A 20,469-nucleotide genomic window follows, 5' to 3' on the forward strand; every position below is an offset into this window, starting at 1 on the left:
CCCCACCGAAGTGGTTCGTTTTACTCACTCGTTGTTCAGTTTTCAAAGATCAACTTCTTTGTCTTTCGCCGAAAACTCATTTTCAGCGGCGACCTTTATAATATATCATGCTGCCCATCATTTCGTCAAGAACTTTTTTTTGAAAACTTTTTAATTCGACATCTTCTTAACCGAATTATCAAAGTCCCTTTCGAAGGGGCGAGTTATAATGTATCACAGAAACAGCTGGCTCGTCAACATGATTCGGCAAATTATTTTTCGACTTCATGTAACAAAGTAATCGACACATTATTCGCTAAGCCTTCCCCCTATCTTGATGTCACTCTCGTTAGATACTGTTTCCTGAGACGCGGTTTCATAAACGTTAGATTAACTTCTTCTGCACAAAAAAAAGAAGGACTCCCGTCCTTCCTCATAAGTCGGTGTAGTACCGGATGGCTTCAGACCCGTAGGATCTGGATTCCCTCCATAACGGAACTTCCTTCACCAGCGACCGATACACCAATTGGCGCATCACGATCGGCAGCTCCTTGCATACTGGTGCCAGCTCAGGGTGGAGCACCAGCTCCTGTATCGTCCAAGGATTCCGACGGCTTCTTAATATGCGGAGCACTAGCGCCGAAGAGCTCTCCAGCTTGGATATCATGGAGAATTCATAGGCAAGCAAGGCCAGCTCTACCCGTTGTCCCAGCGTTTCCGTGCTGACCGTAAGCTCTTCATATAACTTGCGTACAGGCGTGTTTAATCCTGTAATCTGCTCCCAGACCGCCGATTCCGGATGAATCCCCCGCTCGATCAGCTCCAGCTCGCCCCAATGGTGCAGACCTTCCAATAGAGTATGGTAAGCATCCAGCACCCGCTCCTCCTTCAAAAGCATCTTGGCATCCATGTACTTTTGCAGGAAGTGGGCAAAGCCTATAAACAATTTTTGCTCCCGGAACGGTTCTGCGAACCTGAGGAAATCTCGCCGCAGATTGGAAAGGCGATCTTGATTGTCTTTTATGACATCCCCTTCCAGGAGGCATTTGATCAATACTTTGTGCGTGCCCCTCAGTAGCTCCCGATGCAATTCGTCCAAGTCGATGCTTAACACCTGACAGCGTTCCCCGCCTACGATAGAATGCTGGATGGGAGGCTCATCAGGCGTTCCGTCATACACGACAACAATATTGACCTCAAAATCGTGAACTAGTGATCCTCGCTGCATTTTGTCCGAATTACGGTATGCTATCGCTCCTACAGCTTCCTCATCAACCGTATTTCCATAATAAAAAGAAAAGTTGGTTAATTCCACGTTTCCCTCCATACATTCCTTGGCGAATTTCAGCCATTTCAGTTATAATGTAATTCTACATGTCCATGTAAGTTCCTTCTTTTAGGAGATAAGATCTTATAAGATGACAAACGGAATTCAAGATTTCATTTCTTGTTTCGCCTTATTCCATAAACAACTATTTGAATGGACAGGAGTTTTCGAGCATGATCTTTAAGAATGCAAAAATCAACGCCTTCCGCACATGGGGATTGCTGCTGACAATGCTCGGCATGGGCCTTATGGTGCTTGGCACGGCCGGTATCGTATTCTTTGGACAAGCAGGCAAAATATTTGCCGGTATCGGATTGGTGTTTGGCCTGATTATGATGCTGGGAAGTCTCGGCATTTACTTTTGGGCAGGCATGCTGTCCACGAGCGCCGTCCAAATCCAGTGTCCGGAATGCAATAAACTGACCAAAATGCTGGGCAAAACCGACCGCTGCATGTTCTGCCATACGATTTTGACGCTGGATCCAAGCCAAGCCAACATCACAGCAGAAGAGCTTGAAGCCCAGCAGATCAAATCCTGACAAGGATTTGCAGAACCTGCCTATATGTAGGATTCGCAACGCTTAAGACGAATAAACACAAAGAACCCGGTTATCGCGAGGATAACCGGGTTCTTTGTGTTTAGGATAAGAATGATAAGTTCATGGATTCCTAATCGTGTATCGTCTTAAGAACATGCCAGGTTTCCGGGACGGCAAAGCTTCGATTCCAGGAAGCAATGCCGCCAAGCTCCAGCTTTTTGGCCATTTTGACCCGGGATTGCAATGAAGTGCCGTCTTCCATCCATATCTTCTTAATGGACTCTCCCTCCGTGAATTGGACATAATTCTGTCCGGTCCCGGCATCCAGCGAGCCTTTCACCTTCTGCTCCTTCAGCAGGGCTTGCAGCTTCTCCATACCAATCGCTTTGGAGGAAACCTTCGTCTCTCCCGCTTCGCTCGTTTCCGTCCAGACTCTTGTATATAACGGTACGCCCAACACCAGCTTGGATGGCGGTACTGCATCCTCTTCCAGGATTCGCCTTACCGACTGCTCTGCCCATGGCAATGAGGAGACCGATCCCGCTTTCGGACTGGTGGCCCAGTGCTCGTCGTAGGCCATCACCATCATGTAATCAACGGTTTCGCCAAGTCGTTTCCGGTCGAGAAAGAGCGACCACATCTCGCTGTTCGATTTGGGCGTAACGTCGATGGACACAATCAAACCTCTGGCTTTGGCCAGCGGCTTCATTTCCCGCACGAATTGTACGACATGATCTTTATCCTTGGTGTAGACATTTTCAAAGTCGATATTGATACCGTCAAGATTGTATTGCTTGGCATAAGCCAGCATCTGTTCGATGATATGGGATCTTCTATCGAACGTAGACAGCGCTTCGGTCGTCAGGTCAGGGTCGAAGCTGTTGTCCATAAGACCCCAAACTTCCTTGTTCCTGTTATGCGCCCAACTCACATACTGCTTAACCGCTTTGGACTTGACCGTTCCTTCTCCGTCCACGATGCTGAACCAGGTCGGACTGACCACGTTGACCCCGGGCAGTTCGCCAATGCTATCCGTGCTTGGATTCTTGGTGTAAACGGCTTCCCATACCAGGTTGACCGACTTGTCCTTCCATTCCTGCTCAGCCCGCGAAGGGGTCTGCTTCAGAGCCGGAATTTCTTTCAGTTCCCCAAGCTCGATCTGCTCTTTAAGAACATATCCCGTATACCCGTTATACGCCTGAACGAATAACCATCCCTCCTCTTCGCGCCATACCCGAAGCCGCTCGCTAGCCGGCATGTCCAGTACGATCGGGGACTTCTTCTCCCCGCTCTCGCGCAGAGCCACGGTGTCCTCAGGTTTACCGGGAGCCGCCTTCGCAAGCTGAATCGCATCCCCGGCGCGCATCAAAATGACCGCGCCTGTTGCCGAGTCTTCGTGAACGGCCACCCCATAATGCTGTTTGAGCGGCTTCAGCGGAACGTAAGCAATGCCGTTAACCAGTTCAGGCGCATAAGGCAGGGTCACCGTTTTGCCGTTCAGTTCCCCCTTCGTGCTATCCATCTTCATGCGAAAAACCGATTCGGAAGTCGTGATAATAATCGATTCCGTTTCCTGCTCGTAACGGATGTCGGCATCCACGTTCTCCTGAATCACCGTGATCGGCAGCAGCAGCTCTTCGCCAGACCCCAGAGCAGGATGCTCCTTCAATTCGCCCTGAACGAAAATCGGCTTGTCCATTCCGCGCCAGTCCGGTACGGTATAGGTCTGGTTCGGAAACAACGTGGTGACAACCCACCAGACCCCCGCCGCAATCAGCATCAGCCCCAGATAAAAAGAGCTTCTGTTTGTACGCCTCTTTTTTCCCCGATATCTTCTTCTTGCCAAACTGCTCCCCCATTTCACTTTCGCCAAATTGCCCCAATGCCGTCGCGAAAAAATAAGCCCTTAAAAATAAAAACGTGTGGAATGGTTCATTCCGCACGTTCATCATCTATAACAACCGGCGTCTATTGACAGGACTTGCAGAGCCCATACAGCTCCATTCTCAGTCCCTTTACTTCAAATCCGGTGCTTTTCTCAGCCTGCACTCCCACATCTTCGAGGGACGGATAGCTGAAATCTTCGATTTTGCCGCAACTTTGACAGATGACATGATGATGGTCGGAGACGTTGGCGTCAAAGCGACTCGAATTGTCTCCGTACGTCAGCTCACGCACCATGCCGGCTTCAATAAACATTTTTAAATTGTTATATACTGTGGCTACGCTCATACTAGGAAAATTAGGTTCCAGAGCCCGATAAATATCATCCGCTGTCGGATGGCCCATAGATTCCACCAAATACGTTAAAATCGCATGACGTTGCGGCGTGATTCGGACACCGGTCGTTTTCAGTTGTTCCAGCGCATGCTGCACGGACGTTCCCATGGTTGCCCACCGCCTTCAAGTTTAACTGGTTTTTACAAAGCTTAGATCGCTCTTACGCTTTATTGTACGGCGTTTCTTGGATTGTTGTCAATCCGGCAGAGGCGTCCAGCCCCCGCTGTTCCGGCCTTCCTCCTGTTCCGGGTAGCTCCGGTAAATGTTCAGGTTACTGTTGCCTTCAATGCGAATGGAATGCTCGCCGGTGCCGGATTCCCCGGAAATGGTTTTCTGCTCGATCTTAAGATTAGGCAGCGTGGTCAAAATTCTTCCGTAACTAATCGTCCCTTCAAGCTTGTAATCGCCCTCGAGAGGAACGTGAAGATTCATCTCTCCAACCGCGCTATATACATTCCAATCGCCTCCGATCCGAGGGGAACGAATGGCTACTCCGCCATTAAGGGACTCGGCGCTTAATTGCGACTCCGCGCCGCTGATCAGAATATTGCCGTTCCTCGTCTGGACCCGGATATGATCCGTCGTTCGTTTGACCGTCATGTTTCCTACTTGCGTGGTCAAGTCGGTCTCGCCCGTGATGTCGACGGCCAGCATATTCCCGCGGTTGGTGGACATTTTAATATTACCGATAACGCCGCGCGCGGTCGTTTCGCCGTTCAGCGTTTTGCCTGTGACATTCCCGTAGACCCGATCCATCGTGATGGGTCCATTCCCGCTCTCCAGCAAAATATTCTCAATCGCCTCCACGCGGTTTAAGGTAATCGCTCCGTTCATCGTCCGTATCTCAAAATTGAACCGTCGATCATCCGGGACCGCGATATTCAAATTCATTCGGGGCTGCCGTTTACCCGATTCTCCATAGGCTTTTCCCTTGGACCGAATCGTGATCGTCTTGCCTTCCCCGACCTCGATCGTCGACTGCTCGGCGATCGCCTCCGCTACACCGGGCTGCTCTCGGTCGACCCACACTACCGCTTCGACCCGGATATCGTCGACATCCTGCCGCGTGATGGAGATATCTCCGTTCAAGTGATCGACGATGATCTTCTCGGTGTCGAGCTCCACCGGTATATCCAGTGCCGGCTTCTGGAACCGGTTATCTTCCGCTTCGCTGTAATCCACGCCCGCTGCCGTCAAATTCAGGCTCACCCGGTTCCAGAGATGAAGGAAATGCTCCTGCTGGGAAATCACGAATACGGACGCCGTAACGGCGACTGCCAGAAGAATTCCCCGAATATCCGGCCGAAACCGAAATTCCCTGCGCCGGCCCAGGGCGCGGGAAAGCGTATACCTGACTATATATTCAACGCCGAGCAGGATAAACAGCAGCGGCCACCAACGCTGGAGCATGAATATATAATCCGTCCCTCTCCACTCGTCAAGCAGCAGCAAAGCGCCCGTACTGACAAGCAGCAAGGCGGCCGTATATCGCCCAACTCTGATTTTGTGTTTCATCCGTCTCCTCCCCTCGTCTGATTACGCGGCTTTCACCCAAGTGCCGCTGTACGTGTACTATAGGGATTTTCTCTTGTCTTTATGATGCCTGAGAGCTTCCCGGATCCCGGCCCAAATCCCGACAACGATGAGCACGACGGCGGAGGCCTCCGCACCGTAGTCGCGAATCCCCTGCTGCAGCCAAGGCGGCTTCTGGTGAAACAAAATGAGCAGGGACCCGGTAACAACCAGCATCAAGCCAAAGGCGATTCCCCGTTCGCCGCGGAACAGATGATTAGCCCCGTTCCCTCTTCCGTCACCTCCGGAAGCAGCGGCTGCCTCGCCGCGTCTTTTTCGGGAAATAATATATTCGGCTGCCTGCAGCACGTCATACACGTTATAGAAATAACCGACCGGAATCAGAAGCCCCAGCACGACAAGCAGCGGAACGTTGATCTGCATGCCGATGGAAGAGAAATATAGAAGCGCCGATATATCCAGCAGCAGCAGCATGATGAACGTGATTCCCTTACGGTACATGCCGAGGTACAGATGACCCAAACCTGGAATGAGAGCGGCTAATAAAAGCGCGTAGAGTTTCCGTCTTTTTCGCTGAAGTCCGGGATGCCGCTTCATCCGAATCGAGCGCCTTTTTTTCTTACGGACTGCGGATTGCGTTTCGGTGGTTGGATTCATAACCTTCTCGCCTCCTTCCATACATCAAGGGACTGGCGTTGTTTACCGATGTTTTTCTTTGATAGTACCCCAATGCCAAGCCGAAGTAACTGGCAAAAAACTGGATAGGCCGTTCAGGAGAAGCTGATAAGCCTACAAAAAAACGGCCCTGCCGGTAATTCAGCAGATGCCGTTTGGTTATGATGATGGAAGCCGGTTATTCAGCCGTTACCATCGTTACGTGGCCGATTCCCCGCAATTGCCGGGTAATCTCCATCGGTTCGAATTTACGGTCGGTCAAGACTTGCAGCGAAATTTCGAGTCCTAGTACCGCAGGCTGCAATTCCCCGTATGCCGCATTGCTCCGCTCGTTTACGACGAGCTTCTTGATCACGAATTCCTGCTCCTCCAGAACCGCCGATATGTCATCCAAAATATTCGGCGTATTCGCCGCATGCAGGGTGATCAAATGCAGTTTGCTGCCGCGGATGTACCGCTGCTCCAGTTTATTAAAGACCACCAGGTTCAGAAGGATCAGCACCGTGGATACAATCGACGCAAAATAAAACCCGGCCCCTACGGCAAGCCCCACGGCGCCCACAACCCAGATGGACGCGGCGGTCGTTAATCCGGTAATGGATTTGCCTGTAAACAAAATGGTGCCGGCGCCCAGGAAACCGATCCCTGTAATGACGGCCGTGGCCAAGCGCGCAGGGTCAATCCGAACGTTAATCTCGTCTACGAAATCGGAGAAACCGTAAATGGATAACAGCATAATAAGTGTAGAACCCAAGCATACCAATATATGCGTGCGAAGTCCTGCAGCATGGTTGGAACGCTCCCGTTCAAAACCGATCAAGCCGCCAAGCAGCATAGCCAGCAGCAATCGTAATAATATGGATACATTATCTATCACCCAAGGATTAGTCAAAAGAACGATACTCCCCTCACGTCACGTCTGTCGAATATGCGATATCATTCATTGTTGATGAAGATGGAACTCGGTCAATTCCACGCCCGGAGCAACCTCGAATGCATGGTCCCTCACGAACCCGAATTTCTCGTACAAGGTCACCGCCGGCGTATTGCGCGTCCCTGTCGAGACCGTGAACATCGGCGCCTCCTTGTAGCATTCCAATACATGGCGAATTAAACTCCCCGCAATACCCTTGCGAAAATGACCGGGATGGACCATCATCCGCGATATGGTAACCTGATCCTCTTCGGGCTCCACCGCTATGGCTCCGATGAGATCCCCTTCTTCATTTATATAACCAAAAAAGGTTTCCCCGCTCGCACGGATCGTCTCAAAGGTGTCCAGCAGCGGAGGAATTTCGGAGAATCCGATCAATTCGGCTTCCAAAGGGTACGCCATGTGCTGCAGGCTCCATATCTGCTGCACGGTATCCCGATCCTCCAAGGATAGTTCCTTAATCATCTGTTCATCCCCTAACCGAGTTATTGTAAGAAAAAAATCATCGGCGTGCTCTCAAAGAAGACAGACCGCGTTTAACGGTATCTTTTCTGGCGATATCAGGCTGCAGCCCCTCCGAAGTTCATACTTTCTGATATCTTAAAAAGGAACTTGCCCCGATTTCGGGACAAGCTCCACATCTTCTAAAAACATGATTCGAGGAAACCCCGGATCGTTTAATTATCCGTTCAGCACCTCAACCAGCAGTTTGTTGGCGAGGGCCGGGTTGGCTTTCCCTTTGCTCTCTTTCATCACTTGACCAACCAGGAAGCCGATCGCCTTCTGTTTGCCTGCCTTGTAATCCTCCACGGATTGCGGATTGTTCGCGACCACCTGCTCGACGATGCCCTTGATCGCACCTTCATCGCTGATTTGGACAAGTCCTTTTTCCTCAACGATTTGCGCAGGCAGCTTGCCGCTTTCCAGCATCTCCTTAAAGACGGTTTTCGCGATTTTGCTGCTGATGGTCCCCTTTTCGATCAAGCCGATCATCTCGCCCAAGCCTTGACCCGTAATCTTCACTTCAGACAGCTCCAGATTGTTCGAGTTCAAATAACCCAGCAGATCGCCCATGATCCAGTTGGATACGGATTTGGCATCCTTCGTGTAGTTCAAGCTGTCCTCAAAAAAGTCGGCGAGCAGCTTGGATGACGTAATGACCGCAGCATCATAGTCCGGCAGGCCGTACTCGGAAGCATAGCGGGCCTTGCGAGCATCCGGAAGCTCGGGGATCGTCGCGCGAACCGCCTCTTTCCACTCTTCGCTGATATGCACCGATACCAGATCCGGGTCCGGGAAATAGCGGTAGTCGTGCGCCTGCTCCTTGCCTCGCATGGAGAAGGTCTTTGCCTGGGCTTCGTCCCAGCGCCGCGTTTCCTGTACGATCACGCCGCCTTCATCAAGGATTTCCGCTTGACGGAACTGCTCATATTCCAATCCGCGCTGCACGCCGCGGAAGGAGTTCATGTTCTTCAGCTCGGCTTTCGTTCCGAATTCCTTCTGTCCCCATGGACGAAGGCTGATGTTGGCGTCGCAGCGAAGCGAGCCCTCTTCCATCTTCACGTCGGATACGTCGCAATACTGCATAATCGCGCGCATTTTCTCCAAGTAAGCCTTGGCTTCCTCCGGCGTTGAGATCTCCGGTTCGGACACGATCTCAACGAGCGGCGTTCCGACCCGGTTAAAGTCGACCAGCGATGCATAACCTCCGTCGACATGCGTGAGCTTGCCGGCATCTTCCTCCAGGTGCAGGCGGGTAATGCCGATCCGCTTCGTCTTCCCGTCCACCTCAATATCGATCCAGCCGTTTTCGCCGATCGGCTGATCGTACTGGGAAATCTGGTATGCTTTCGGGGAATCCGGGTAGAAATAGTTTTTGCGGTCGAATTTGCTGACATCGCCGATGGTGCAGTTCAGCGCCATGGCAGCCTTTATGGCATATTCCACAGCCTGGCGGTTCAATACGGGCAGAACGCCGGGATGGCCAAGGCAGATGGGACATGTATGCGTGTTCGGCGGAGCTCCGAACGCAGTGGAGCAGCCGCAAAAAATTTTGGAATGGGTATGCAGCTCTACGTGAACTTCCAATCCGATAACCGTTTCATATTTAGATGTAGACATCGATTGTTTCCCTCCTTCTCTGCCGCCGGTTTACAGTTCAGGGCGCCGTTTATGATGATCTGTATTTTGCTCGTAGGCATGCGCGACGCGCAGCACGGTCGACTCATCAAAAGCTTTCCCGATAATTTGCATTCCTACGGGCAGTCCGTCCGCGAATCCGCAAGGGACGCTTACTGCCGGCACTCCCGCCAGGCTGACAGGAATCGTCAGGATATCGTTCAAATACATCGTCAGCGGATCATCGACTTGCGTCCCCAGCTTGAAGGCCGTAGTCGGAGCCGTAGGTCCGATGATGACATCATATTGCTCGAATACTTTATCGAAGTCCTGCTTGATGAGGGTGCGGGCTTTCTGCGCCTTCAAATAATAGGCATCGTAATAGCCCGAGCTGAGCGCGTAAGTCCCCAGCATGATGCGGCGTTTCACCTCATCCCCGAAGCCTTGGCTGCGGGATTCGTGATACAGATCGATCAGGCTGCCTGCATTGTCGGAACGAACGCCGTAACGCACGCCGTCAAAGCGGGCCAGATTCGAGGAAGCCTCCGAAGAAGCAAGCAGATAATACGTAGCGACCGCATAATCGGTATGCGGCAGGGAAACTTCGTCCCAGGTAGCGCCCAGCGATTCAAGCACCTTCAGCGCATTCAGGACGGTTTCCTTCACTTCGGCATCAACGCCCTCGCCCAGATATTCTTTAGGCACGGCGATGCGCAGACCGGCAACGTCTCCGGACAATGCGCTCAGATAGTCGGGCACGTCCACTTTGGCGGATGTCGAATCCATCGGGTCATAACCGGCGATGGCTTGCAGGACATAGGCAGAATCTTCTACGTTTTTCGTCAAAGGCCCGATCTGGTCCAGCGATGAAGCGAAGGCGACAAGGCCAAACCGGGATACGAGTCCGTAGGTCGGCTTAAGTCCCACGACGCCGCAATAAGAAGCCGGCTGCCGAATGGAGCCGCCGGTATCCGAGCCCAGCGCGAAGTAAGCTTCGCCGGCAGCTACGGCCGCAGCCGAGCCGCCGCTCGATCCGCCTGGTACCCGGTCCAGGTCCCAGGGGTTGCGCACGGGATAAAAGCTGGAGTTCTCATTGGAGCCTCCCATTGCAAATTCATCCATGTTCAGCTTACCGATCGTTACGGTGTCCGCCGCGCGCAATTTGCCGACAACCGTCGCATCGTAAACCGGCGTGAAGTTAGACAGAAACTGACTTGCGCATGTGGTGCGAAGCCCTTCCGTTACGATATTGTCCTTAATTCCGACAGGAAGTCCGAACAACAGTCCGCGCGTCTCCCCAGCAGCCAGCTTGTCGTCCAAAGCCTTGGCCGATGTACGCGCGCCTTCCTCGTCCAGCGTAATAAATGCCTTTACCCGATCCTCACGTTCGGAAATACGGGTAAACGCTTGGTCGACCAGATCGGTTACGGAAAGCTCCTTATTCTGCAGCTTATTATGTATCTCCGATAACTTGTAATCAAACAGACTCAAGTGTGTATCCTCCCTCCAGGCTATTCCAAAACAGCAGGTACTTTAATTTGATCGTCTTCTTCATCCGGTGCGTTGAGCAGCACTTTCTCGATCGGCAGGCTCTCGCGCACTTCGTCTTCCCGCATGACATTGCTGAGGTGCAGCACGTGCGTAGTCGGCTCAACGCCGTCCGTATCCAATTCGTTTAATTTCTCGGCATATTGTAAAATCGCATTCAGTTGGCCGGTAAACATCTGCTCTTCTTCAGGCGTCAAATTTAATCGGGCCAGCTTCGCTACATGCTGAACATCCTTATCGGTAATGCTCATGGCTTTGCGTCCTCCTTCATGCCCCCATCCAGTTAAAGGGGTAAAGTCTGTCTCGATAACTTTTCTCATTATATTGTAGAAGCATGGAAGATTCAATCCAATGGCTTGAAGCGCGGAGCTCTCAGGAACTGCTTGCCCGTCACTTCAAAAAAGAGTCGGCCTCAGCCGACTCTCCTAGATCCAAGCGCGAAGATTCACCTGTTTGATGAAGTCCGCCTGGGACATTGCTTCCTTGGTTTCCTCTTCCTCTTCAACACTTTCCATCTCGCCGTTCATCACTTGACGAAACAGCTTCTCATTATATGTCGACAGGGCGAAATCGATGAGCGCTTCCCGCTCGACCCGCTCGGCTTCCTGTTTCAACACGATTGATTCCAGCTCTACATCATCCGCCGGAACAAAAAAATTACGGTTGAGGCTCGGAATCCGAATGACGTAATCGAACGCATTGTCCGGATTTCGGTCATACGCGATGATATAGCCGTATTGACCGATTGGAAGATTCTGCTCAAAGGCATCCGCAACGATTGTGATCTTTTCCCCTAAACGCAGCATCGTCTACCTCCTGAGTTGTCTATCCTTTTTCAAACGATAAGAAAGTATAAACTTCTATGGCTAATCATCCTTATTTCCCAAGAAAACTTCCGCTATATGCGGTCTGTCTTCCGAAAAGTAAGTCGATTGCCGTTTTCTTATCTTCATAGTCTACTAAAAAAAGATAGAGATGTCCATGTGATTCAGATAAAACCTGAATCTCCCATGGAAACTAGGATTGCGGGGACAATGGGCTCCGTCTGAGCAGCCTCGCGGCAACGATAATCGACAGCACCATGAGCAGTATCGCCACGATGATCGGAGACCAGACGCTGCTCACTTCGCCGACAATCCGCTCCGCGGCCATGCTGCTTAATCGGCCCGGGTTCCATTGAAGGCGGGAGGGCAGCAAACCGGACAAGAGCGAAAGCGCGCCGGCCACCGCCAAGCTGATGAAAGCAGCGGCAGGGCCGCGGAGGACGGCGCCGAGCGGCAGGGCAAGCGTTACGATCCAAGCCAGCCATACGACATACAATCCCCCGCCGCTGGCCACCGCTCCCCATTCCAAGGGACCGATGAGCAGATGCGTATAATACGCTGCGCCGCCAAGCCCAAGCGCAAAGGATGCGGCTACCAAAGTCATCATGGCGGCCCATTTGGCAGCCATCATGGGAATCGTGGATACCGAGCGGGCAAGAACAAGCTCAGCCGTGCCGGTGGCCCTTTCCCCAGCTACCGTGTTCATCCCCGCAAGCACAAGCACCAGCAGGCCGATGACGCTGAACTGGCTTAAGGCTGACGCCATCACGCTCTCGGCGGACGGGACGGTAAATAACGCCGCCGCTTCCGGCGGCACTTCTCCGGCCATGGTCAGGATTTCCGGCAAATAATAGGTCGATACCGGCTGCATAATGCCAAGCAGCAGAAAAACGGCGGGGACCCAAATCCATTTATAGGTCCGGCCGGACTCAAGCATCTCTTTTTGATAATAGATCCAGAACGGCTTCATGAGCCCACCACCTTCATAAACATATCCTCGAGCGTAGACGTGCCGGCTTCAAAACGAAGCAGCTCGATTCCGCCGTCGGCAAGCTCTTGGATCAAAGCGGCACGCGCCACCTCCATATCCGTCACCATCAGCTTGGCGCCGCGTTTGCCGAGCTCGATCTCTTGCACATAAGGACGGTTCGCGAGACTGTCGAGCCAAGCAACTTCCCGCTCCCCCGGTTCAACATCAATCGATAAGACCGGCTGGCGGTATTTCGTGCGTAGTTCGCTAAGCGCGCCCTTCTCCGCAATCTCCCCGTCTACCATCAGTATCATGTCATCGCAAATTTCCTCCGCATCATGAAGCACATGGGTCGAGAACAGGACGGTGACTTCCCCCCGCAGGCGGTCGAGCAGGTCCATAACCTCCCGGCGTCCGATCGGGTCCAGCGCCGATACCGGCTCGTCCAGCATGATCAGCTCCGGCTCGTGCACAAGCGCCTGTGCGATGCCAAGCCGCTGCTTCATTCCGCCGGAATAACCGGATATCCGGCGTTTGGCAGCCTGCTGCAGGCCCACCATCTCGATCACTTCCCGACTTCGCCGAAGGGCCTCTTTTCCGGATAATCCCGACAGCTTGGCGCTAAACGACAAATATTCCATACCTGACATCCAGCCATAAAACTTCGGATACTGCGGCAAGTAACCAATCCGGCGACGCCAACTGTCCGTATGGCCATCTCCCGATCCATATCGGATCTCGCCCCGGGTCGGAGGAATCAATCCTGCCAGCATTCGCAGCGTTGTCGTCTTCCCTGCGCCGTTCGGTCCCAGCAGTGCCGTACAGCCTCCGCGCTTCAATTCAAACGAGATGCCTTTAACCGGCATGATGCTTCCGATGCTTTTGGTCAGTTCGTGAATGCTAAGAAGTTTCTCCGTCAAGCCTCTCGCCTCCCCGCAATAAAATAAGCAATGCTGCCAAGAATGTTACCCAGCAATATAATCAACACCCACATCCATCTCGGCCCACGTATGTTTGCCGGCTCTGCCCGAAACAAAGATATAAGACCCGTGACCGCAAGAATCGCTTGCAGTGCAAGAATCGGCCAGATCAATCCCCAGTTAATATCCATAACAATCCCCCATGTTCCATATTTTAATAAAGAAGCTTAAGACTCACTGCCGTCTTTGCGAATGACGAATATCCAGTAAAAGAGCAGCGGCAACGGCATCGTCGTAGACCCCCATATCCCCCAGAACCAAGCCATCTTGCCAAGCCCCCGCTTCCTTGCATCCAGGAAAAGCCATGTCCCTTGGATCAGCACCAGCACAACGGCAAGGACGATCACTACCAGCGGGCTCTCGTTCACTTCATTCATCGGATTCCCTTCTTTCCGGCAGATCTCAGACTCTTGGAAAATACAAGAACGGAAATCCCCGCGACCATGCCGAACCCGTGAATAAACAGCAGGATCATCGGCGCTGCCAAGGCAGCCATCAATCCCCCGCCGACGATAAAGAGCGCAACCAGAAGAAAGAGAAGCAACTCGTATTTCATCCGCTTCCGTTTGCGTTCCAAGGTATGAACGGCCAACGCATGCAGCCCTTCCAGGGATGGGGATGGCGCATCTTCAAACAATTGATCCACCCGCTTCATTTCCTGGTTCAATCCTTCAATCCATTTTTCATCCTCATGTTCAGGTCCTCTGACCATCGTCACCCATCTCCTTTCGCAGCTGTTTAACGCCGTAGGCGGTCCGCGATTTCACCGTTCCTTCGGGGATGCCGAGCATCGTTCCGATTTCCTCGTAGCTGTAGCCGTAATAGTGCTTCAGCAGGATGGCAATCCGATGATCCTCGGATAATCGGGACAATCCATCCAGCATATCCGTCCAGTCTTCTCCCCGCCGCTCCATCTGCCAGCGCATCCGCCTTGCCGACTGAACCGCCTCCTGCTCCAGCCATTTCTTCTCCCGTTTCTTTCGCCGGGTATTATCGATGAACAAACGGGTAGCAATGGTAATCATCCAAGAGGAGAAGGACGAAGTCCCGTTGTAACGGTTCATGTTCTCCATGCATCGAACGATGGTATCCTGCGCGGTATCTTCGGCAAGCATCGGGTCCATCGTCACTTTCAGCAAATATTTATAAAGGAAGGAGTAATGCTGCTTGAACAGCAGCGCCATGGCAGCAGCATCTCCTAACTGCGCTTGTCGTATCAAATCCTCTTCGCCAGGGATCATGATTGAAATCATCACCTTCTTTCGCCTTCGCCTGTAATACGAATAACTGCAGCCAATCGTTCAAACGGTTATTATATTTATCGTGTGCCAAATGATGTAATTTATATAGATACCTCCGGATGCTTCAGAAATTTCTTATGGTATCCGTAAAAAAACAAAAAAAAGCAGCCGGTGGACCCGGCTGCAGTCTCCAATCGGAGGGATCATTGTTTCTCACTTCATGATGAGGGTGTCATGTTAGCGGTCCACCTATTGATTCAATCTGATAACCTGCAGCCGATGATGCCATGGCTGCTGCGCGATCCCTTCATCCTTCACCAGCCTGTCCCAGACAACGGATGAAATATCCGTCTGGCCCCGCCGGCGGAACTCCGGTTGCCGATCAATCGCTTCGCTTCTTGTAACATTCCCGTTCAGCAGCGATAGATGATCTTTTCTCACTGGCGCTTCCCCCTAATCACGTCCATGCCAAAAAAACTCCCCATAAAATAAAAGAACGCAAACCGGGATGAATTCCACAGTCTGCGTGCTTCGCAATGGGTAACATTTAATTAACCGTATTGTATCAATCTTGTCTATATTTGTCCAGACAAAGTTTCCCGATTTATGTCGGATGTAATCCTACCTGCTCGCAGGAACATAAGGATTCCGCTGCTTTTCATAGCCAATGGTTGTCCGAGGCCCGTGGCCGGAGTACACAACGACCTCATCCGCAAACGTATACAGCGTGTTCTGAATGGAATCAACCAAATCGCGCTCACGGCCGCCCGGAAGATCCGTTCGCCCAACGCCTAGACGGAACAGCACATCGCCGGAAAACAGGTCATTTCCGCACTTGAAGCTCACGCTTCCCGGCGAATGGCCCGGTGTATGAAAGACCTTGAAGGTATGCCCGATCAGTTGCAGCTCCAGTCCATCGGCCAAATCGTACTCCGCCGGCTCGGTGGACAGCGGTCCGGTGACCTGAGGCCACATCAGCGAACCGTTAAGCTTTGGACTGGCCAGCCATTCGCTCTCCAAGGTGTGGAGATAGACAGGACAGTCCTTCAGCTTGCGGATCTCCTCGACGCCCCCCATGTGGTCAAAATGCGCGTGGGTCAGCAGGATCGCTTCAATCTCCAAATCCGCTATTCGCTTCACGAGCGGCCCCGGGTTCATGCCAGGATCGATAATGATCGCTTTGCCTTCTACAGGCCCTGTCAGTAAATATGCATTCGTCTGAAGCGGTCCTAAATTAAAGGTCTCAATATGAAGTGTCATGATTAAAACCCTGACATCAGTTCACGCAATTCCTTAATGATGGCAGCGTGAAACTCATACCCTTCCCCGTAGGCTTGAATGATGCTTTGCCGCGTGACGGCAAGGTTGTCCTGATAGTCCGTTGCTTCACGATCCGGATTGTTCTGCTTGAACTCAATCATAAACTTCTGAACGTGCGCCGGACGCGGTCCCCATGTGCCGAGGACATGTCCCCCGGTATCCGAAATGATCACAACCGGAATGGAACGGGCGCCCATGGTCAGGAACTGATCCATGACGTCCAGATTCTCTTCCATAATCAGCACTTCCGTCTCAATCCCCGCGGTCTCCATCGCACGGAATACGACAGGGATATTGCGCGCAACATCGCCGCACCAATCCGCTGCCAGAATGAGGACCCGCAGATCATCCCTGAAATTGAGGCTTTCAAAAAACTCTTGATCCTCTTCATTCTCCCATTTAAACTGCTCGTAGCCTGCCTTGAACGTATCCTGGTTCTTCTGCATGCCGTCCATGAATTGCTGCGGAGATATGCCCGTACCCAAATGATTTGCCATATTCATACTCATTCGTTATTTCGACCTCGCCTTCGCTGATTTTATCCATTTTATCAAAAAATAAAGAATCATGACGGCTAATGCGCCCAGCAGAATTTCCCGAACGTAAGGCCCTGCCTTCTCGTCGATATGCTCCCACTGGTCGCCCAGAAGCAATCCGAGGTATAAGAATAATGCCGTCCACGGAATAATCGCAAGGGTGGTCAACAGCGTAAACCTGCCCACATGCATTTTGGATATGCCCGCCGGGATGGAAATCGCATGTCTTACCACCGGTACAAACCGAGCCGTAAATATAACGCCGGTACCATACTTGCCGAACCATTCCTCGGCGTAGTCGATATGCTTCTTCTTAATCAGTATGTACTTCCCGTACTTCTCCAGGAAGGGTCTGCCCCCGTAACGGCCGATCCAATAAATGAATAACTGGGCGAGCACGCCGCCAACGGTACCAAAAATCATGGCACCGATAAAATGAACCTCACCCATGGAAACCAGATAACCGCCATAGGCGAGTACGATCTCGCTTGGGATGACCTCCACCATTAATCCGAGCATGATTCCGAAATAGCCCAGCTGCTGGATCCATTCAAACAGTCGGCCCACAGCCTCGTAAAAGAATTCCACGCTTGTCCCCCGCCTTCCTACTGCGTTGATTTCTAGTACTAGCCTATTCTAACACAGCCCGGGACATGCCTTCTACATGCCTTATAATGCGCCCAATTATGGGCGGCGCAGTGACTTTCGCCCGTTTCGGGACATATGGTGAAGCAAAGGAGTGAGTTAAAGCATGCATTCTCCCCATGCCAAACGACCGGGCAGCAAGCCCCCCTCCCCGCGCGGGATACGGCGGGCCTGCAGCAAAGAATTATACCGTACGACCAAGCGGCTCAAGCTGTACCTTCCTCCGGAAACCTTGAAGCAAGGAGAAGAATTGTATTATCGGAAGGTCATCGGAAATCTGATCTGGATTCACGAAAACTACAGCAATAAAAAACTGCTGTGCGACTGGTGGGAAAAAGACGTCTGCGGCGAGCTTGCCGAGCTCTGGCAGGTTCCGGAGCGCCAGCTGGCCTCCGCCTTTCGGGATGCCTTCGGGGGATGACATGCCCCCCTCTTCCCCCGTCACACCGTGAGAAATTACGACAAAAGGCTGCATTTGGATCGTCAACCGTAGATTGATAGGTCGTCCATTCTACACCGTTCGTTCTAAGGCGAACCAGCAGAGCGTCGCCAACGCCATGCCGCCCTTCATGGTACCGCGTAATGTGGGGCAAGGTAAGTCGCCGCAAACGGTTGCGATTCGGCATGATTCGCCGTAGGCAGTGCGGGGATAACGGATATCAGGGCTGCCTTGCGGCATGCTCCCGTTCTCCCCATGTCATCGTGTTATCGAAGCGGTTGGCCTGCCGAGCCGCAAGCACGGACAGATGAAAGCCACGGTCATTTCGAAAAGGATCAAGCTCATGAAGGGCAGCCGCAAGGAAGCGATAGCGCTTCAAGGTATCCCATCCGGCCCGGGCCGCCTCAACCGCTCCGGCGGAATCTCCCGCCCTGCGGTGCCAGTCCGCAAGGGCGGCCAGCTTCAGCACGGCCCGGGTTTGCTTGACCGGATTGAAACGATCCAGTTCGATGCCCCTTTTGAACCATGCCGCCGCTTCCTCCGATTCGCCTTTTAGGGAATAACCTTCTGCCAGCTTCCAGCTTAAACCCGGGTGATTCGGCGCATGCACCATGCTTCGTTTCAGCAGCGGAATCTGCTCGCTTGGGGGAAGCCATGCCGAGAGCTTTATGGCCGCATCCGTATTGGCGGGGTTCCACTTTAACGAGGATCGGAGGAGCAGGATCTGCCGGCCTGGCGTCTCCGATGCGGCCCATCGCTCTTGAAGCTCGCTGATGCCCAGCGCCGCGGCGAGGAAAGTCCAAGCCGCGAGCGGGAGAATGGCCACAACCCTGAGCCGTCGCAGCAGGGAAGGGGCCCGCTCCCCTTCATAGCCGGCTTGCAGTTGATTCCATCGTTTGAACGGCCGGGTTAGCCGAGTTGCCATAGATCCATGCTGAGGCGCCTCATCGGGGGAACCCCCGGCCAAGCCCATTACCGTAAGCCACAATAGGAGCAGCCATACTAGCCCGAAGCCCCAATCGAAATCCACGGACGCATGTCCGATCAGCACGAGGGCGGGGGGCATGAATCGGGAGCTTGCCGCGATGAGCCTTGCAACCATAAAGATAACCAAAATAAGGACAAGCAGCAGCCCAATGATTCCCGTATTCAACAGGATATCCATATATCCATTATGCACCTCGGCACCCACATAGGGCTGGGACTGAATGGCAAGGTAGGATTGCCGCCACGTCTCCCCTCCCCGTCCCAGCCACGGCGACGACCGGGCCAGCTGCCAGGCGTCGCTGTACATGAGGCGGCGCGCGCTGAGCGTTGCCGCGCCGCCTAAGGTCCGATCCTGCACCTGGAGCAGGATCACGACAATCGCTGCGGCTGCCAGCAAGGCCGCAGCTCCCAGGGCCCCGGGCGCGGCATAACGCCGCCCGGGCCCCCCGCTGTGCCGCCAGCGGCACAGCAGCAGGCCGGCGAGGACGCCGCCGGCCCACAGCCCGGCCAGCCACAGCAAGCCGGGCAGCACGGCTGGCGCCAGCCTGGCATCCGCCAGCTGGCGGTACAGCAGCGCCGCGCTCGCCACAGGCGCGGCGGCAGCCACCAGGAGCGGCGCCAAGGCACGCCGCTCCTTGGCGAAGCCGGCCGCGCACGCAAGAGCGGCCGCGAGCCAGGCGCCGCGCGACTCCGTCAGGAGCAGCGCGGCGGTATAGGGCGCAAGCGGCAGCAGCGCAGCCGCTGCGCGGAGCGTGCCCGTCCGGTTCCGCAGGACGGACGGCAGCGCGAACAGCCGCTCCAGCAAAAAGGCGGCCATCACCGCCCCGAACGTGTTCGGGTATTGAAGCAGGCCGCCAAGCCTCGCGCCGGTCGCGCTAATGTCCGCATCCGCCGTATGATAGATCCCATACGGCAGCTCCATAAGCCCGTATACGGCAAGCAAGGCGCTGCCGCACAGCACGGCGCCCAGCAGATGCCAGCCGGCATGCATGATGCGTAAGCCGGGGCCTGTACGGCACGCGCGCCAAGCAGCAATGGCAAAAGAACCATAGCTTCCCCACAGGATGATTTCCTTCATCGTGCCTTCCAGAGAGAGGGGGCGCCCTATCCCGTGAAAGACGTAGATGAGAAGGATTGCGCAGATGCAGCCAAGAACCACCCGCAATTCTCTGTCCGAAGGAACCGCCTCCGGCAGTTTTCCCATGCCATGATTCTTTCGGCCTTGAACGGCACCATGCCAATCGGCTCCCGTCATGAGCAGCAGAAGCACGCCGAAACCCGCTCCGATCCAATATATATCCTCGTCAAAAAACATTCCGCTCCGGATACTGGCCGCAAGCCCCAGCCCGATCAGCATCATCCCGCAAACACGATGCAGGGTATTCGATGCCATTACACCACGCCCCGTTCAAGAAAGAATGCGTAACCCTTCTCCGTTTCTGCCACTTGCACGCTCCCGCTCCTCCGCGTGCCGAACATGAAACCCGCCTAATAGCCATTGTGGACCAGGACGGTCGGCGTTATTCTTGATTCAATGTTGGCGATCACATCTGGTGCGGTAAGGGCCGCACGATTCCCTGGATCAAGGCTTTGA

24 protein-coding genes are annotated in these 20,469 nt (G+C 53.4%); 2 read left to right on the forward strand and 22 right to left on the reverse strand.

The window, feature by feature from the left end; all coding sequences use genetic code 11:
* Positions 1-412: 412 nt before the first annotated feature.
* Positions 413-1,294 (reverse strand): nucleotidyltransferase-like protein, encoded by an 882-nt coding sequence (locus RB297_RS25775; protein ID WP_375121775.1) that lies wholly within the window; start codon positions 1,292-1,294, stop codon positions 413-415.
* 185 nt (positions 1,295-1,479) lie between these two features.
* Here RB297_RS25775 and RB297_RS25780 point away from each other — a divergent pair, with 185 nt between their 5' ends.
* The gene (locus RB297_RS25780) at positions 1,480-1,845 is read left to right on the forward strand and encodes a YgzB family protein (protein WP_009594056.1); all 366 of its coding nucleotides are present in this window, start codon (positions 1,480-1,482) and stop codon (positions 1,843-1,845) included.
* 130 nt (positions 1,846-1,975) lie between these two features.
* Here the strand turns inward: RB297_RS25780 and RB297_RS25785 are convergent, their stop codons facing one another.
* The 20 genes from RB297_RS25785 to uptA all read right to left on the reverse strand — a co-directional run bounded on the left by RB297_RS25785 (position 1,976) and on the right by uptA (position 17,392).
* Positions 1,976-3,625, reverse strand: a complete 1,650-nt coding sequence (locus tag RB297_RS25785; RefSeq protein WP_375121834.1) for a glycosyl hydrolase family 18 protein — start codon at positions 3,623-3,625, stop codon at positions 1,976-1,978.
* Between the two features lie 188 nt (positions 3,626-3,813).
* Positions 3,814-4,233, reverse strand: a complete 420-nt coding sequence (perR, locus tag RB297_RS25790) for a peroxide-responsive transcriptional repressor PerR (protein WP_009594041.1) — start codon at positions 4,231-4,233, stop codon at positions 3,814-3,816.
* An 87-nt stretch (positions 4,234-4,320) separates the two neighbouring features.
* The gene (locus RB297_RS25795) at positions 4,321-5,640 is read right to left on the reverse strand and encodes a DUF4097 family beta strand repeat-containing protein (RefSeq protein ID WP_375121776.1); all 1,320 of its coding nucleotides are present in this window, start codon (positions 5,638-5,640) and stop codon (positions 4,321-4,323) included.
* 57 nt (positions 5,641-5,697) lie between these two features.
* Complete coding sequence (locus RB297_RS25800) at positions 5,698-6,315, reverse strand: hypothetical protein (RefSeq protein ID WP_375121777.1); 618 nt, start codon at positions 6,313-6,315, stop codon at positions 5,698-5,700.
* Positions 6,316-6,511: 196 nt separating this feature from the next.
* Positions 6,512-7,225: an MgtC/SapB family protein gene (locus RB297_RS25805; RefSeq protein WP_375121778.1), complete on the reverse strand. Its 714-nt coding sequence runs from the start codon at positions 7,223-7,225 to the stop codon at positions 6,512-6,514.
* A gap of 48 nt (positions 7,226-7,273) precedes the next feature.
* Positions 7,274-7,732, reverse strand: coding sequence for a GNAT family N-acetyltransferase (locus tag RB297_RS25810; protein WP_096776969.1), 459 nt, complete (start codon positions 7,730-7,732; stop codon positions 7,274-7,276).
* Positions 7,733-7,948: 216 nt separating this feature from the next.
* Positions 7,949-9,388 carry an Asp-tRNA(Asn)/Glu-tRNA(Gln) amidotransferase subunit GatB gene (gene gatB, locus RB297_RS25815; RefSeq protein WP_192570574.1) on the reverse strand — a complete coding sequence of 480 codons (1,440 nt, stop codon included), beginning with the start codon at positions 9,386-9,388 and terminating at the stop codon, positions 7,949-7,951.
* Positions 9,389-9,418: 30 nt separating this feature from the next.
* Complete coding sequence (gene gatA, locus RB297_RS25820; RefSeq protein WP_009594131.1) at positions 9,419-10,876, reverse strand: Asp-tRNA(Asn)/Glu-tRNA(Gln) amidotransferase subunit GatA; 1,458 nt, start codon at positions 10,874-10,876, stop codon at positions 9,419-9,421.
* A gap of 20 nt (positions 10,877-10,896) precedes the next feature.
* Positions 10,897-11,184, reverse strand: coding sequence for an Asp-tRNA(Asn)/Glu-tRNA(Gln) amidotransferase subunit GatC (gatC, locus tag RB297_RS25825; RefSeq protein WP_009594109.1), 288 nt, complete (start codon positions 11,182-11,184; stop codon positions 10,897-10,899).
* Positions 11,185-11,358: 174 nt separating this feature from the next.
* Positions 11,359-11,739 (reverse strand): ATPase, encoded by a 381-nt coding sequence (locus RB297_RS25830; RefSeq protein ID WP_096776966.1) that lies wholly within the window; start codon positions 11,737-11,739, stop codon positions 11,359-11,361.
* 211 nt (positions 11,740-11,950) lie between these two features.
* On the reverse strand, positions 11,951-12,727 hold the full coding sequence (locus RB297_RS25835) for a hypothetical protein (RefSeq protein ID WP_096776965.1): 777 nt from the start codon (positions 12,725-12,727) through the stop codon (positions 11,951-11,953).
* Positions 12,724-13,647, reverse strand: a complete 924-nt coding sequence (locus tag RB297_RS25840) for an ABC transporter ATP-binding protein (protein ID WP_375121779.1) — start codon at positions 13,645-13,647, stop codon at positions 12,724-12,726. Before RB297_RS25840 ends, RB297_RS25835 begins: the two co-directional genes overlap by 4 nt.
* Entirely contained in the window at positions 13,644-13,838 is a 195-nt protein-coding gene (locus RB297_RS25845; protein WP_015737460.1) for a PLDc N-terminal domain-containing protein, read from the reverse strand. Before RB297_RS25845 ends, RB297_RS25840 begins: the two co-directional genes overlap by 4 nt.
* 36 nt (positions 13,839-13,874) lie before the next feature.
* A complete protein-coding gene (locus RB297_RS25850; protein WP_009594077.1) occupies positions 13,875-14,084 on the reverse strand; it encodes a hypothetical protein in 210 nt (69 codons plus the stop codon).
* Entirely contained in the window at positions 14,081-14,419 is a 339-nt protein-coding gene (locus RB297_RS25855; protein WP_096776963.1) for a YxlC family protein, read from the reverse strand. Before RB297_RS25855 ends, RB297_RS25850 begins: the two co-directional genes overlap by 4 nt.
* Positions 14,403-14,960 carry an RNA polymerase sigma factor SigY gene (gene sigY / locus RB297_RS25860; RefSeq protein WP_096776962.1) on the reverse strand — a complete coding sequence of 186 codons (558 nt, stop codon included), beginning with the start codon at positions 14,958-14,960 and terminating at the stop codon, positions 14,403-14,405. The genes RB297_RS25855 and sigY overlap by 17 nt, the downstream gene beginning before the upstream one ends.
* 237 nt (positions 14,961-15,197) lie before the next feature.
* Positions 15,198-15,389, reverse strand: coding sequence for a hypothetical protein (locus RB297_RS25865; protein ID WP_009594128.1), 192 nt, complete (start codon positions 15,387-15,389; stop codon positions 15,198-15,200).
* Between the two features lie 180 nt (positions 15,390-15,569).
* A complete protein-coding gene (locus tag RB297_RS25870; protein WP_015737464.1) occupies positions 15,570-16,208 on the reverse strand; it encodes an MBL fold metallo-hydrolase in 639 nt (212 codons plus the stop codon).
* 2 nt (positions 16,209-16,210) lie between these two features.
* Positions 16,211-16,777, reverse strand: coding sequence for a thioredoxin family protein (locus RB297_RS25875; protein WP_096776960.1), 567 nt, complete (start codon positions 16,775-16,777; stop codon positions 16,211-16,213).
* Positions 16,778-16,780: 3 nt separating this feature from the next.
* A complete protein-coding gene (gene uptA, locus RB297_RS25880) occupies positions 16,781-17,392 on the reverse strand; it encodes an undecaprenyl phosphate transporter UptA (RefSeq protein ID WP_096776959.1) in 612 nt (203 codons plus the stop codon).
* Between the two features lie 163 nt (positions 17,393-17,555).
* On the opposite strand from uptA, the gene RB297_RS25885 reads away from it, so the two are divergent.
* Positions 17,556-17,870 (forward strand): hypothetical protein, encoded by a 315-nt coding sequence (locus RB297_RS25885; RefSeq protein ID WP_009594078.1) that lies wholly within the window; start codon positions 17,556-17,558, stop codon positions 17,868-17,870.
* Positions 17,871-18,108: 238 nt separating this feature from the next.
* Here RB297_RS25885 and RB297_RS25890 read toward each other — a convergent pair whose 3' ends face one another.
* A complete protein-coding gene (locus RB297_RS25890) occupies positions 18,109-20,268 on the reverse strand; it encodes an O-antigen ligase family protein (RefSeq protein ID WP_375121780.1) in 2,160 nt (719 codons plus the stop codon).
* Positions 20,269-20,469: the final 201 nt, after the last annotated feature.

Source organism: Paenibacillus sp. CR_12 (assembly GCF_041953985.1).
GTDB lineage: Bacteria > Bacillota > Bacilli > Paenibacillales > Paenibacillaceae > Paenibacillus_AQ > Paenibacillus_AQ lautus_A.